This window comes from Pseudomonas inefficax, from assembly GCF_900277125.1.
Lineage (GTDB): Bacteria > Pseudomonadota > Gammaproteobacteria > Pseudomonadales > Pseudomonadaceae > Aquipseudomonas > Aquipseudomonas inefficax.
Genome location: NZ_OPYN01000001.1, coordinates 103,456 through 117,237 on the forward strand (window position 1 = coordinate 103,456; position 13,782 = coordinate 117,237).

At 62.0% G+C, this 13,782-nt stretch carries 12 protein-coding genes; 7 read left to right on the forward strand and 5 right to left on the reverse strand.

What is annotated here, in order from left to right; all coding sequences use genetic code 11:
* Positions 1-87: 87 nt before the first annotated feature.
* Positions 88-1,641, reverse strand: coding sequence for a MocR-like pyridoxine biosynthesis transcription factor PdxR (pdxR, locus tag JV551A3_RS00525; protein WP_133978222.1), 1,554 nt, complete (start codon positions 1,639-1,641; stop codon positions 88-90).
* Positions 1,642-1,731: 90 nt separating this feature from the next.
* Between pdxR and JV551A3_RS00530 the strand changes: the two genes are divergently transcribed.
* The 3 genes from JV551A3_RS00530 to JV551A3_RS00540 are packed head-to-tail and all read left to right on the forward strand — an operon-like array spanning position 1,732 to position 3,498.
* Positions 1,732-2,361: an FMN-binding negative transcriptional regulator gene (locus tag JV551A3_RS00530; RefSeq protein WP_133969767.1), complete on the forward strand. Its 630-nt coding sequence runs from the start codon at positions 1,732-1,734 to the stop codon at positions 2,359-2,361.
* An 11-nt stretch (positions 2,362-2,372) separates the two neighbouring features.
* Positions 2,373-2,819, forward strand: a complete 447-nt coding sequence (locus JV551A3_RS00535; protein WP_133969768.1) for a GNAT family N-acetyltransferase — start codon at positions 2,373-2,375, stop codon at positions 2,817-2,819.
* A 7-nt stretch (positions 2,820-2,826) separates the two neighbouring features.
* Positions 2,827-3,498, forward strand: coding sequence for a GNAT family N-acetyltransferase (locus JV551A3_RS00540; RefSeq protein WP_133969769.1), 672 nt, complete (start codon positions 2,827-2,829; stop codon positions 3,496-3,498).
* Positions 3,499-3,683: 185 nt separating this feature from the next.
* Here the strand turns inward: JV551A3_RS00540 and oadA are convergent, their stop codons facing one another.
* Together oadA and JV551A3_RS00550 are read right to left on the reverse strand one after the other, a co-directional pair.
* On the reverse strand, positions 3,684-5,492 hold the full coding sequence (oadA, locus tag JV551A3_RS00545; protein WP_133969770.1) for a sodium-extruding oxaloacetate decarboxylase subunit alpha: 1,809 nt from the start codon (positions 5,490-5,492) through the stop codon (positions 3,684-3,686).
* An 11-nt stretch (positions 5,493-5,503) separates the two neighbouring features.
* Positions 5,504-6,919, reverse strand: coding sequence for an acetyl-CoA carboxylase biotin carboxylase subunit (locus tag JV551A3_RS00550; protein WP_013974837.1), 1,416 nt, complete (start codon positions 6,917-6,919; stop codon positions 5,504-5,506).
* 204 nt (positions 6,920-7,123) lie between these two features.
* On the opposite strand from JV551A3_RS00550, the gene JV551A3_RS00555 reads away from it, so the two are divergent.
* Positions 7,124-8,071: a LysR family transcriptional regulator gene (locus tag JV551A3_RS00555; protein ID WP_166674202.1), complete on the forward strand. Its 948-nt coding sequence runs from the start codon at positions 7,124-7,126 to the stop codon at positions 8,069-8,071.
* On the opposite strand, the gene JV551A3_RS30870 is transcribed toward JV551A3_RS00555, so the two are convergent.
* Positions 8,013-8,231 carry a PA3496 family putative envelope integrity protein gene (locus tag JV551A3_RS30870; protein WP_080563834.1) on the reverse strand — a complete coding sequence of 73 codons (219 nt, stop codon included), beginning with the start codon at positions 8,229-8,231 and terminating at the stop codon, positions 8,013-8,015. The genes JV551A3_RS00555 and JV551A3_RS30870 overlap by 59 nt on opposite strands.
* A 214-nt stretch (positions 8,232-8,445) precedes the next feature.
* Positions 8,446-9,312, reverse strand: coding sequence for a transcriptional regulator HexR (hexR, locus tag JV551A3_RS00565; protein ID WP_011536461.1), 867 nt, complete (start codon positions 9,310-9,312; stop codon positions 8,446-8,448).
* A 103-nt stretch (positions 9,313-9,415) separates the two neighbouring features.
* Between hexR and zwf the strand changes: the two genes are divergently transcribed.
* The 3 genes from zwf (at position 9,416) to uvrD (ending at position 13,578) form a co-directional block, all read left to right on the forward strand.
* Positions 9,416-10,858, forward strand: coding sequence for a glucose-6-phosphate dehydrogenase (gene zwf, locus JV551A3_RS00570; RefSeq protein WP_133969772.1), 1,443 nt, complete (start codon positions 9,416-9,418; stop codon positions 10,856-10,858).
* Positions 10,859-10,946: 88 nt separating this feature from the next.
* On the forward strand, positions 10,947-11,261 hold the full coding sequence (locus tag JV551A3_RS00575) for a hypothetical protein (protein ID WP_133969773.1): 315 nt from the start codon (positions 10,947-10,949) through the stop codon (positions 11,259-11,261).
* A 130-nt stretch (positions 11,262-11,391) separates the two neighbouring features.
* Positions 11,392-13,578, forward strand: a complete 2,187-nt coding sequence (uvrD, locus tag JV551A3_RS00580) for a DNA helicase II (RefSeq protein WP_133969774.1) — start codon at positions 11,392-11,394, stop codon at positions 13,576-13,578.
* The last annotated feature ends 204 nt before the right edge of the window (positions 13,579-13,782 follow it).

Here is a 13,782-nt window from a genome sequence, read left to right on the forward strand (position 1 = left end):
ATAAAATGCTGGGGCTGCTTTGCAGCCCATCGCGACACAAGGCCGCTCCTACAACTGACCGCGTTAACCGATCAAGTGGGAGCGGGTTTACCCGCGAATAGGTCGCCAAGCCTTGCGTAAGCGCATCAATGCCTCGGCAATCTCCCCCTCTGGCACCGCTGCAAACCCCAGTACCAGCCCCGCGCGCTTATCCACAGGCTGATCACTGTCCGCCAGCCAGAAATTGCTTAACGGCGTCACCTCCACCCCCACCGCTTCGGCCTTGGCCACCAGCTCCTGCTCCCGTGCAAAGTTATCCACATCAACCTTCACATGCAGCCCCGCCGCCACCTCCGGCATGCCACCCAACCCCGGAATATCCGCAGGCCAGCCAGCCTTGAGCACATTACGCCTGCTCAACGCCGCCTTGCGCATGCGCCGGATATGCCGCTGGAAATGCCCCCGGGCCATGAACTCTGCCATCACGCACTGGCTACTGACCTCCGAATGCCGCACCGCCAGCGCCCTGCCCTGGCTGAACGCCTGCGCCAGTTGCGGCGGCAGTACCAGGTAACCCAGGCGCAACGCCGGGAAGGCGATCTTGCCAAAGGTACCGACGTACAGCACCCGCCCGTGGCGGTCGAGCGCCGCAAGCGGGGCCAAGGGCGCACCGCTGTAGCGGTACTCGCCGTCATAGTCGTCTTCGATGATCCAGCCATCGCTACGCTCGGCCCAGGCCAGTAGCTCCAGGCGTCGCGCCAGGCTCATCGTCACCCCGGTCGGGTACTGGTGGGCCGGCGTGACATAGGCCAGCCGGCAATCCGCCAGCTGCCCGAGCCGGCGACAGTCCATGCCGTCCTCGTCCACCGGCACGCCATGCAACCTGCCACCAGCGAGCGCAAAGGCATGCCCGGCTGCGCGGTAACCCGGGTTTTCCACAGCCACACCGTCGCCCGGCTGCAACAACAACTGTGCACAAAGGCTGATGGCTTGCTGCGCACCACTGGTGATCACTATTTGTTCAGCCGCACAACTCAGCCCACGCGAGCGACGCAGGTAGGCTGCAATCAGTTCACGCAGCAGCGGCTCACCTGCCGGGTCACCGTAACCCAGCTGCGCCGGAGCGGGGTTGCGCCAGAAACCCGCCTGCAGCTTGGCCCAGACGTCGAACGGGAACAGGTCGAACGCCGGAATACCGACGCGAAATGCACGCGGGGCACCGCTTCTTGGGGGCGGTAGATGGTTGCTTTTCAGGCGCTGCAAAGGCTCGCTGGACCATCGTTTGCTGGATAAATCCTCAGTATTTTCCAACGCAAATGTGGATAAGTCTGTTGATAAACCCCTGGATAACCCTGTGGATACTTGTGTGGATAGTTTTACATTGGAGAGTTTCGGCAACTGGCTGACATAGGTGCCATCGCCTACCCGGCTCTCGATGTAGCCCTCGGCATAGAGCTGGTCATAGGCCCGCACCACGCTGTTGCGTGACAGCGCCAGCATGGCGGCCAGATCACGGGTGGCAGGCAGCCGCGTGCCACTGCTCAGGCGCCCGTCCAGCACACGCGCACGTAGCGCCTGGTACAGCTGCTGGCTGAGCCCGCGACGGCGATCAAGGGCGATCCCGGCAGGGTCGAAAGGCAACACAAGGGGGCGCTCGCTCATGGCATTGGACCTATCAAAACAGCTTCTAATGGCTCTTACTATGAACCAATAGCCTGCCTAGGATGGAGCCATCGCACAAGGAAACCGAGCATGTACAACAGCAAACCCCATCAGGAACACGACCTCGGGCGCCTGCACCAGCATATGCTCGACACCCGCCTGGCCATCCTGGTAACCCAGGGCGAACAAGGCCTGCTGGCCACGCACCTGCCCGTGCTGGTCGATACCGCCGAAGGCGAATTCGGCACCGTCTATGCCCACCTGGCGCGAGCCAACCGCCAGTGGCACGACCTGGAGCATGGTGGCGAAGCCCTGCTGGTGTTCCCCGGCGCCGATGCTTATGTCAGCCCTGGTTACTACCCGAGCAAGGCCGACAACCCCAAGGTGGTGCCAACCTGGAACTACCTGGCCGTGCACGCCTATGGCCCGGCGGAAGTGATCCACGACGCAGAACCATTGCTGGCCATTGTCAGCCGCCTGACCGAGCGCCACGAACAAGGCCGCGACGAACCGTGGAAAGTCACCGACGCTCCGCGTGATTACATCGATGGCATGCTCCGCGCCATCGTCGGTGTTCGCCTGCCCATCGCCCGCCTGCAAGGCGCGCGCAAGCTCAGCCAGAACCGCTCCGAGCAAGACATCGCCGGCGTGCGTGAAGGCCTGAGCGCCAGCCCCGATTACCTGGATAACCAACTCGCGGCGCACATGCGCCAACTCTGAAGGAATAGCCCATGTCCAGCGTTACCCTGCGTCCCGTCACCAGCCAGGACCATGCTGCCTGGCTCGCCCTGTGGCAGGCCTACCTGCACTTCTATAAATCCGAATTGCCCGAAGAGGTCAGCCTCAGCACCTGGCAACGCCTGCTCGACCCGAACGAACCGACCCATTCGGCCCTGGCTTGGGTCGATGGCAAGGCAGTCGGCATGGTCAATTTCATCTACCATCGCACCAACTGGAGTATCGGTAACGCCTGCTACCTGCAGGACCTGTACGTGGACAGCGCGCAGCGTGGCCTGGGCATCGGCCGCCAGCTGATCGAGCATGTCTACACTGCAGCCAAGGCAGAAAACTGCAGCAAGGTGCACTGGCTGACCCACGAGACCAACGCCACCGCCATCAGCCTGTACCAGCAGGTTGCCGAGCGCTCGGGCTTCATCCAATTCCGCAAAGAGTTCTAAGCCGAACATGACCGACGCATTGAACTGGAAACCCGCCGCAGTCCCCCAGGCCGAGCCCATCGACGGCCGCTTCATCCGCCTGGAAAAGCTCGACCCGGCGCGCCATGGCGACCATCTCTGGGAGGCGCTGCAAGGTCCGACTGCCGACCCGGTGCTGTGGGACTACCTGCCCTATGGCCCGTTCACCGAACGTGCCGCCTTCAACCGTTGGCTGGAGGGCAACGCCGCCGGCCGCGACCCACTGTTCTACACCGTGATCGACCGCCCGAGCGGCCAGGCCCAGGGCATCCTCAGCCTGATGTCGATCGTACCCGAGCACGGCCGCATCGAGATCGGCCACGTCGCCTTTGGCGCCGCCATGCAGCGTACGCCCAAGGGCACCGAGGCGGTGTACCTGCTGGGCAAGCTGGGCTTCGAGCTGGGCAACCGCCGGCTGGAGTGGAAGTGCAACAACGCCAACGCCCGCTCCAAGCGCGCGGCGGAGCGGTTTGGCTTTGTATTCGAAGGGGTGTTCCGCAAGCATCTGGTGGTGAAGGACCACAATCGGGATACGGCGTGGTATTCGATTACCGATGATGAGTGGCCAGCGGTGGCTGCCGGGTTCGAGCGGTGGTTGAGCGATACCAACCAACAACCTGAAGGTCAGGTGGCAACACTTGAGGCATGCCGCAAAGGTTGAAAGCTGTGTTGGATCAGCCGGCCTCTTCGCGGGTAAACCCGCTCCCACAGGTACAACACTGGCCTCAGGCTTGTGGAGTCCTGTAGGAGCAGCCTTGTGCTGCGAAGAGGCCGGTGAATTCAGCCCAAAAAAAAAGGGGAGCATCCGCTCCCCAGAGGTTAACCGTTTGTAGATGAGGGCTTATCTCAGCCTTCGATCTCGATCAGGATCTCGCCCGGTGTCACACGGTCGCCCTTGGCTACATGAATGGCCACGACCTTGCCAGCGATACCCGCCTGCACTTCGGTCTCCATCTTCATGGCTTCGGTGATCAACACGGCCTGGCCGGTTTTGACCATGTCGCCTTCCTTGACCAGCACATCGACGATGTTGCCTGGCATGGTGGTGCTGACATGGCCCGGGGCACTGGCCTGCTTGCGCTTGCTGCCGCCACCGCCGACGAATTCGTTGAGCGGCTCGAACACCACTTCTTCCGGCATGCCGTCGATCGACAGGTAGAAGTGACGCTTGCCTTCGGCCTTCACGCCCACACCCGTGATGTCGACACGGTAGGTTTCGCCGTGAACGTCGATGACGAATTCGGTCGGTACACCTTCACCACTATGGGACGCCACTGCGCCCGCTTCAGGAATTGGCAGCAGGACTTCCGGGGTCAGGGTGCCGGCTTCGCGCTCTTCGAGGAACTTGCGGCCGATGTCCGGGAACATGGCGAAAGTCAGCACGTCTTCTTCGCAACGGGCCAGGGCGCCGATGTCGGCACGCAGCTTGGCCATTTCCGGCTTCAGCAGGTCGGCGGGGCGCACATCGATCACTTCTTCACTGCCGATCGCCTGACGGCGCAGCTGCTCGTTGACCACGCCCGGGGCCTTGCCGTAACCGCCTTGCAGGTACAGCTTCACCTCGTTGGTGATGGTCTTGTAGCGCTCGCCGGCCAACACGTTGAAGAACGCCTGGGTACCGACGATCTGCGAGGTCGGGGTCACCAGCGGCGGGAAGCCGAGGTCTTCACGAACGCGTGGGATCTCAGCCAGCACTTCGTTCATGCGGTTGAGGGCGCCCTGCTCCTTGAGCTGGTTGGCCAGGTTGGAAATCATGCCGCCTGGTACCTGGTTGACCTGCACGCGGGTGTCCACGGCGGTGAACTCGCTTTCGAACTGGTGGTACTTCTTGCGCACGGCATAGAAGTACAGACCGATTTCCTGCAGCAGCTCCAGGTCCAGGCCGGTATCGAATTCGCTGCCCTTGAGCGCGGCAACCATCGACTCGGTACCCGGGTGACTGGTGCCCCAGGCGAAGCTGGAGATGGCGGTGTCGATGTGATCGGCGCCGTTCTCCACAGCCTTCAGCTGGCACATTGCGGCCAGGCCGGCAGTGTCGTGGGAGTGGATGAATACTGGCAGCGACTGCTCAGCCTTCAGCGCCTTGACCAGTTCACCGGTGGCGAACGGGGTCAGCAGGCCGGCCATGTCCTTGATCGCCACCGAGTCGCAACCCATGGCTTCCATCTGCTTGGCCTGCTTCACGAAGGCTTCGATGGTGTGCACCGGGCTGGTGGTGTAGGCGATGGTGCCTTGGGCGTGCTTGCCGGCAGCCTTGACCGCTTCAATGGCCACGCGCAGGTTACGCACATCATTCATGGCATCGAAGATACGGAACACATCGATACCGTTGACCGCTGCCTTGGCGACGAACGCCTTGACCACGTCGTCGCTGTAATGGCGGTAGCCCAGCAGGTTCTGACCGCGCAGCAGCATTTGCAGGCGGGTATTGGGCAGGGCCGCACGCAGCTTGCGCAGGCGCTCCCACGGGTCTTCCTTGAGGAAGCGTACGCAGGCGTCGAAGGTGGCGCCACCCCAGACTTCCAGCGACCAGTAGCCGACCTTGTCGAGCTTGTCGCAGATCGGCAGCATGTCTTCGGTACGCATGCGGGTGGCCAGCAGGGACTGGTGGGCGTCGCGCAGGATCGTGTCGGTTACGTGAATTTTCTTGGACATTATTGGGTTCCTCACAGGCCTGCGTGGGCGGCGATGGCGGCGGCGATGGCCAGGGCCAGCTCTTCGGGTTTGCGCTTGATCGAGTAGTTGGTCAGTTCCGGGTGGCTTTCGACGAAGCTGGTGTTGAACTGGCCGCTACGGAATTCCGGATTGCGCAGGATTTCCTGGTAGTACGCGGCAGTGGTCTTCACCCCTTGCACGCGCATGTCGTCCAGGGCCCGCAGGCCGCGGTCCATGGCTTCTTCCCAGGTCAACGCCCACACCACCAGTTTCAGGCACATGGAGTCGTAGAACGGCGGAATGGTGTAACCGGTGTAGATCGCCGTGTCGGTACGCACACCCGGGCCGCCGGGGGCGTAGTAGCGGGTGATCTTGCCGAAGCTGGGCAGGAAGTTGTTCTTCGGGTCTTCGGCGTTGATACGGAACTGCAGCGCGTAACCGCGGTGCTGGATGTCTTCCTGCTTGACCGACAGCGGCAGGCCCGAGGCAATGCGAATCTGCTCACGGACGATGTCTATACCGGTGATTTCCTCGGTGATGGTGTGTTCCACCTGCACTCGGGTGTTCATTTCCATGAAGTACACTTCGCCATCGGCGAGCAGGAACTCCACGGTACCGGCGTTCTCGTAATTCACCGCCTTGGCCGCACGCACCGCCAGGTCGCCGATGTAGGCGCGCTGCTCGGGGGTGAGCTGAGGGCTCGGGGCGATTTCGATGAGCTTCTGGTTGCGGCGCTGGATCGAGCAATCGCGCTCGAACAGGTGCACGACGTTGCCAAAGCTGTCACCGAGGATCTGCGCCTCGATGTGCTTGGGATTGACGATGCACTTTTCCAGGAATACTTCCGCAGAACCAAAGGCCTTGGTAGCCTCGGAGATGACGCGCGGGAAATTCTGTTCCAGTTCTTCACGGCTGTTGCAACGGCGAATACCACGGCCGCCACCACCAGAGGTGGCCTTGAGCATGACCGGGTAACCGATGCGGTCACCTTCGCTCAGCGCTTCGTGAATATCGGCAACGTTGCCTTCGGTACCCGGGGTTACCGGTACGCCGGCGGCGATCATGGTGCGACGCGCTTCGGTCTTGTCGCCCATGCGGCGAATGACCTCGGCGGCCGGGCCGATGAACTTGATCCCGCGCTCGGCGCAGATCTCTGCCAGTTCAGCGTTTTCCGACAGGAAACCATAACCTGGGTGCAGGGCATCACAACCGGTTTCCACAGCCAGGTTCACCAGCTTGCGCGGGTTCAGGTAACCGGCCAGCGGCTCGGCACCAATGCTATGGGCTTCGTCGGCGCGCTTGACGTGCAACGCGTGGCGGTCGGCGTCGGAATAGATCGCCACCGAGCGAATGCCCATCTCGGCGCAGGCGCGCACGATCCGAACTGCAATTTCACCTCGGTTGGCGATCAGGATTTTTTTTATCACTGGAGTCTTCCCAAAGCCGTAGGAACAGTCGAGCCGGTTCTCCCGGTCGGCGCGTGACCAGACGTTGCTGGCCAGTCGCACATTCACCCTAGCGCTCTATGTTGATAAACAAAAATCAATATTTGTTAGGGGCTGTATTAGCAAAAGCTTATAGTGCGGTAACAAGGTGTTGCCGAAGGGCGGATAAAAATGCGTAAGTCCTTGATGCGTATGACGTTGCGTCAATTGCAGATCTTCAACGAGGTATGCGATTTACGTTCTTACAGCCGGGCGGCGGAAGAGATGGCCCTGACGCAACCCGCCGTTAGTCTACAGATCCGCCAGCTCGAAGAGCTGATCGGCCAGCCGCTGTTCGAGTACGTGGGCAAGAAGCTCTACCTGACCGAAGCTGCCGAGGCCCTGCAACGCGCCAGCCACGATATCTTCGGGCGCCTGGAGAGCCTGGACATGCAGTTGTCGGACATGCAGGGCTCATTGCAGGGGCAGTTGAAGCTGGCGATCGAGTCCAGCGCCAAGTACTTCGTGCCACACCTGTTCGCTGCCTTCAAGCAGCGTCACCCGGAGGTCAACCTGACCCTGACCGTGGTCAATCGCGCCCAAGCCATCCGCCGCCTGTCGGACAACCGCGACGACCTGATCATCATGTCCATGGTGCCGCAGGATATGGGCCTGGAGTTTCTGCCGTTCCTCAACAACCCGATCATCGCGGTGGCGCCGCCCGAGCACCCGCTTTGCAAGCTGGAACAACTGCGCCTGCAGGACCTTGAGCCTCATACCCTGCTGGTTCGCGAACAAGGTTCGGGCACACGCAAGGCTTGTGAGGAATACTTCAAGGACAAGCGCGTGCATTTCACGCAGACCCTGGAGGTGGCCTCGGCCGACGCCCAGCGAGAGTGCGTGATCGCCGGCCTGGGCATTGCCCTGCTGACCCGCCATGCGGTTAACCTGGAGCTGGCCACCGGTGTGTTGAGGGAGCTGCCCGTTGAAGAACTGCCGCTGTACCGCAGCTGGTGCGTGGTGCAGTCCAAGGCCAAACGGCAGTCGCCGGTGGCCTTGGCTTTCCTGGCGTTCATTCGCAGCGAACGTGCGTTGATCAGCGCGCTGGTTGAGCGTTTTTCGGGGAAGCCGCTGCCGACGCCTGCCAGACCGTGAGCTCTTGCAGCTCCGGGTAATCCACTAGCTCGCGGAGCAGTTGACGTTGGTCGCAATAGCTCTCGATCGCGCGGCGGTACTCCATGCGGCGCTGATCCTTTTCCTGCTGCTTGCGAGCCTTGGCGCTGGGTTGGTACGTACCGTCGAAGTCACGAGCCATTGCCTGTCTCCCAGATAGGATGCGGGAGTTTCAGACTGGCTTTGGCGGTTTACGGTTTGGCTGTGGAATGGTGACAAAACAGTGAAATTTATAGCACCTGTGCCGGCCTCTTCGCGGGTAAACCCGCTCCCACAAGTGCTCACCAGCCTCAAGGACGGTGCAGTACCTGTGGGAGCGGGTTTACCCGCGAAAGGGCCGGCACAGGCAATGCAGATCAGTCGTCGGTAGCCTTGATCGACTTGGGCGACAAGCGCAGGCTGCGCAAGCTGCGCTTCACGCTCTTCAGGTGGTTGACCAGGCTCGGCCCGCGCGCCATGGCCACGCCCATGGCCAGCACGTCAATCACCACCAGGTGGGCGATACGCGAGGTCAGCGGGGTGTAGATTTCGGTGTCTTCATGCACGTCGATTGCCAGGTTTACCGTCGAAAGCTCCGCCAGCGGTGTCTGGCTGGGGCACAGGGTAATCAGGTTGGCACCGCTCTCACGGACCAGATTGGCGGTGATCAACAGGTCCTTGGAACGGCCCGACTGGGAAATGCATACCGCCACATCACCCGGCTTCAGGGTCACCGCCGACATCGCCTGCATGTGCGGGTCGGAATAGGCTGCCGCACTGAGCAGCAGGCGGAAGAACTTGTGCTGGGCATCGGCCGCCACCGCACCGGAGGCGCCAAACCCATAGAACTCCACACGCTGCGCCTGGGCCATGGCAGTCACTGCCTGCTGCAGCGCCTGCGGGTCGAGGTGCTCGCGCACCTCCATCAGGGTGTGCAGCGTGGTGTCGAAGATCTTCAGGCTGTAGTCGGCGACCGAGTCGTCTTCATGGATGGCGAACTGGCCGAAACTGGCCCCCGCAGCCAGGCTCTGCGCCAGCTTCAGCTTCAGGTCCTGAAAGCCCGAACACCCGATCGCGCGGCAGAAACGCACGATGGTCGGTTCGCTGATACCCACGCTGTGCGCCAGGTCGGCCATGGAGCTGTGCATGACGGCAGCCGGGTCGAGTAGCACGTGGTCGGCTACTTTGAGTTCCGATTTGCGCAGCAGGTGGCGCGATTGGGCGATATGTTGCAACAGATTCACAGGCTGGACTCGGTTATGATCGGCTGGCCGGGTTGTAGCTATCTTGTAGTTATACTACATGGACGCCAACCCGCCCAGTTAAACGAACGTGGAGAGTGGTGGTTTGACTATTCCTTGCGACATTCTGGTCTTCGGCGGCACCGGCGATCTTGCCCTGCACAAATTGCTTCCGGCGCTCTACCACCTGTTTCGCGAGGCCCGTCTTGACCCTGCCGTGCGGATCATCGCACTGGCGCGACGCAACCTGCCACGCAATGACTATCTCAAGCTCGCCGAACGCCATTGCCGGGCCCAGATCGCCCGCAACGACTTCGACGAAGAGGTCTGGCAGCGATTTTCCGCGCGCGTCGACTATTTCGCCATGGATGCTTCGCAAAGCGCCGACTTTGGCCGCCTGGCACGCTACCTGGGCGAGCCCGGCGGCTTGACGCGCATCTTCTACCTGGCCACCGCCCCCAACCTGTTCGTGCCGATCGCCAAGCACCTGCACAACGCCGGCCTGGCCGACGCCGAAGCGCGCATCGTTCTGGAAAAGCCGATCGGCCACTCGTTGGAGTCGGCGACCGCCATCAACGAAGCGATCGGCGCAGTGCTTGAGGAAAACCAGGTATTTCGTATCGACCATTACCTGGGCAAGGAAACCGTGCAGAACCTCATGGCCCTGCGTTTTGCCAATGCCCTGCTGGAGCCGGTGTGGCGCAACAATCAGGTCGACCACGTGCAGATCAGCGTTTGCGAGACCCTGGGGGTAGAGAACCGCGGCGCCTACTACGACCGCGCCGGGGCGACCCGCGACATGCTGCAGAACCACTTGCTACAGCTGCTGTGCCTGGTGGCCATGGAGCCCCCCGCGCAGTTCGAGGCCGAAGCGGTGCGTGACGAGAAAGTGAAGATCCTGCGGGCCCTCAAGCCCATCACTGGTCAGGACGTTCAGGACAAGACAGTACGGGGCCAGTATGGCGCCGGGCATATCGGCGGCCAGGAAGTGCCGGCCTACTATTTCGAAAAGGACGTCGACAACGACAGCGACACCGAAACCTTCATCGCCATCGAGGCGCACATCGACAACTGGCGCTGGGCGGGCGTGCCCTTCTACCTGCGTACCGGCAAGCGCATGGCACGCCGCTCATCGCAGATCGTCATCCAGTTCAAGCCGGTGCCCCACGAGCTTTTCAATGGTGGCCAAGTCAACCAGCTGCTGATCCAGTTGCAACCGGACGAACGCATCAGCTTGCGCATGATGACCAAGAGCCCGGGCAAGGGCATGCGCCTGGAACCTGTGGACCTGGATCTGAACCTGGCCCAGGTGTTCAGCCAGACTCGCCGCTGGGACGCCTACGAACGCCTGCTTCTGGATGTGCTTGAGGGCGACTCGACGCTGTTCATGCGCCGCGACGAAGTGGAAGCGGCCTGGGCCTGGATCGACCCGATCATCAAGGGCTGTGAAGAGCACTTCCAGGCGCCGCGACCGTACCCGGCAGGCAGTAACGGGCCGGAGCAAGCCAACAGCCTGCTCGCCAGACACGGCAGGCATTGGCATAGCTGAAGCACTGCCCTGCTCCTGTGGCAGACGAATGGGCAGAAAGTAGCCCCAGCGCACTGGCGCTACTTTCAACCCGAGACAGGAACAGACAATGGCTATTATTACCAACCTCGTTGCAGTCAATGACATCGCCCACGGCAAGCAGGTGTTCAGGGTTCATGGCACCGTTACGGTCACCACCCCGGCCATCGAACCGTTGCTGGTCGAACCCAAGCTGCGCCACAGGGGTGGATGGGAAGTGCTGGAGCTTCAACTGCAAGATAGCGGCGCCATCGCGCCACAGGTGGTGACGGAAAAAACCGTGGTTTTCGAACGTGCAGGCGGCACTGGCTGGAAAACCGTGGAGGTCATCCATGCCGGCGATTCGCAGCGCTGCGAAATTCGCACCATCGAAGCGATTGACTGAGCCGCTGCCGGCCAGGTCGCCTGAACGGCGGCCTGGCACCTGCCATCGGCTCGATGAACGGGCATGCGGCAGGTGAATATTCATACAGTAGAAGTTTGCCCCATTTCCTGCTGCGCCCTAGAATGGCCCGATGCGCACAGACGACCTCTCCCTCCTGCTGAATTCCCTCAACGATGCCCAACGCCAGGCCGTAGCGGCCACGCTCGGGCGTCAACTGGTGCTTGCTGGCGCCGGTTCCGGTAAAACCCGCGTGCTGGTGCACCGCATTGCCTGGCTGATCCAGGTGGAGCAGGCATCGCCGCACTCGATCCTGTCGGTGACCTTCACCAACAAGGCCGCGGCAGAAATGCGCCAGCGGATCGAGCAACTGCTGGGCATCAACCCGGCGGGCATGTGGGTCGGCACCTTCCACGGCCTGGCCCATCGCCTGTTGCGGGCGCACTGGCAGGAAGCACGGCTGGTGCAGAACTTCCAGATCCTCGACAGCGACGACCAGCAGCGCCTGATCAAGCGGGTGATGCGCGAGCTGGGCCTGGACGAGCAGAAATGGCCGGCACGCCAAGCCCAGTGGTTCATCAACGGGCAGAAGGACGAAGGCCTGCGTCCACAGCATATCCAGGCCGGGGGCGACCTGTTCCTGTCGACCATGCGCGACGTCTATACCGCCTACGAGCAGGCCTGCGAGCGCGCCGGGGTCATCGACTTTTCCGAGTTGCTGCTGCGCGCCCTGGACCTGTGGCGCGACCATCCCGGCCTGCTGGAACACTATCAGCGGCGTTTCCAGCATGTGCTGGTAGACGAATTCCAGGATACCAACGCCGTGCAGTACGCCTGGCTGCGCCTGTTGGCACGCGGTGGCGCCAGCCTGATGGCAGTGGGCGATGACGACCAGTCGATCTACGGCTGGCGCGGTGCCAAGATCGAGAACATTCACCAGTACACTGCCGACTTCCCAGACGCCGAAATGATCCGCCTGGAGCAGAACTACCGCTCCACCGGCGGCATCCTCAAGGCGGCCAACGCGCTTATCGCCAACAACAGCGGGCGCCTGGGCAAGGAGTTGTGGACCGACTTGGGCGAAGGCGAACCGTTGACCCTGTATGCGGCCTACAACGAGCACGACGAAGCGCGCTACGTGGTGGAAACCATCGAAAGCCTGGTCAAGCAGGGCAACGCGCGTAGCGAGATCGCCATCCTGTACCGTTCCAACGCCCAGTCGCGGGTGCTGGAAGAAGCCCTGCTGCGCGAACGCATCCCCTACCGCATCTACGGTGGCCAGCGCTTCTTCGAGCGCGCCGAAATCAAGAACGCCATGGCTTACCTGCGGCTGATCGAAGGCCGCGGCAACGATGCTGCCCTGGAACGGGTGATCAACGTGCCGCCACGTGGCATTGGCGAAAAAACCGTCGAAGCCATCCGCGAGCATGCCCGTCATAGCCAGCTGTCGATGTGGGAGGCCATGTGCCAGCTGCTCGCTGCCAAAGCCCTGAAAGGCCGCGCCGCCAGTGCCTTGGGTGCGTTCATCGAGCTGATCGAGGGGTTGGCTGCCAAGGTCGTGGACATGCCACTGCATACCATGACCCAGACCACCATCGAGCGGTCCGGGCTGATCATCTATCACCAGGAAGAAAAGGGTGAAAAGGGCCAGGCACGGGTAGAAAACCTTGAGGAACTGGTCAGCGCAGCGCGCAACTTCGAGTCCACCGAAGAAGACGCCGACCTCTCGCCACTCTCGGCGTTCCTCGGCCACGCCTCGCTCGAGGCAGGCGACGCCCAGGCCGACGAGCATGAAGACAGCGTCCAGCTGATGACCTTGCACAGCGCCAAGGGCCTGGAGTTCCCGTATGTGTTCCTGGTAGGCATGGAAGAAGGCCTGTTCCCGCACAAGATGAGCCTGGAAGAGCCTGGCCGCCTGGAAGAGGAACGCCGCCTGGCTTATGTGGGCATCACCCGCGCCATGCGCCAACTGGTCATGACCTACGCTGAAACACGTCGCCTGTATGGGAGCGAGACCTACAACAAGGTGTCACGTTTCGTACGCGAAATTCCGGCGGGCCTGGTTCAGGAAGTGCGCCTGTCCAACAGCGTCAGTCGCCCGTTCGGCGGGACCAAGACGGCGACGAACAGCAACCTGTTCGCCAATGCCAGCATTCCGCAGACCGCGTTCAACCTGGGTCAGCGTGTGCAGCATGCGGTGTTTGGCGAGGGTGTGATCCTCAACTTCGAAGGCTCCGGCGCCCAGGCGCGGGTGCAGGTGAATTTTGCCGAAGGCAGCAAGTGGCTGATGCTGGGGTATGCCAAGCTCGAGGCCATCTAGAAGCCTGCGCAGGTCCTTGTAGGAGCGGCCTTTGTGGGAGCGGCCTTGTGTCGCGAAAGGGCCGCAAAGCGGCCCCACGATAGTGGCTTTGACGCTGATATCTTGGGTCTGCTTCGCAGCCCTATCGCGACACAAGGCCGCTCCCACAGGTATTGCGCCAGCATTCAAAAAGGCCGGTCCAGCCGGGCTTGTAACATTCAGGCA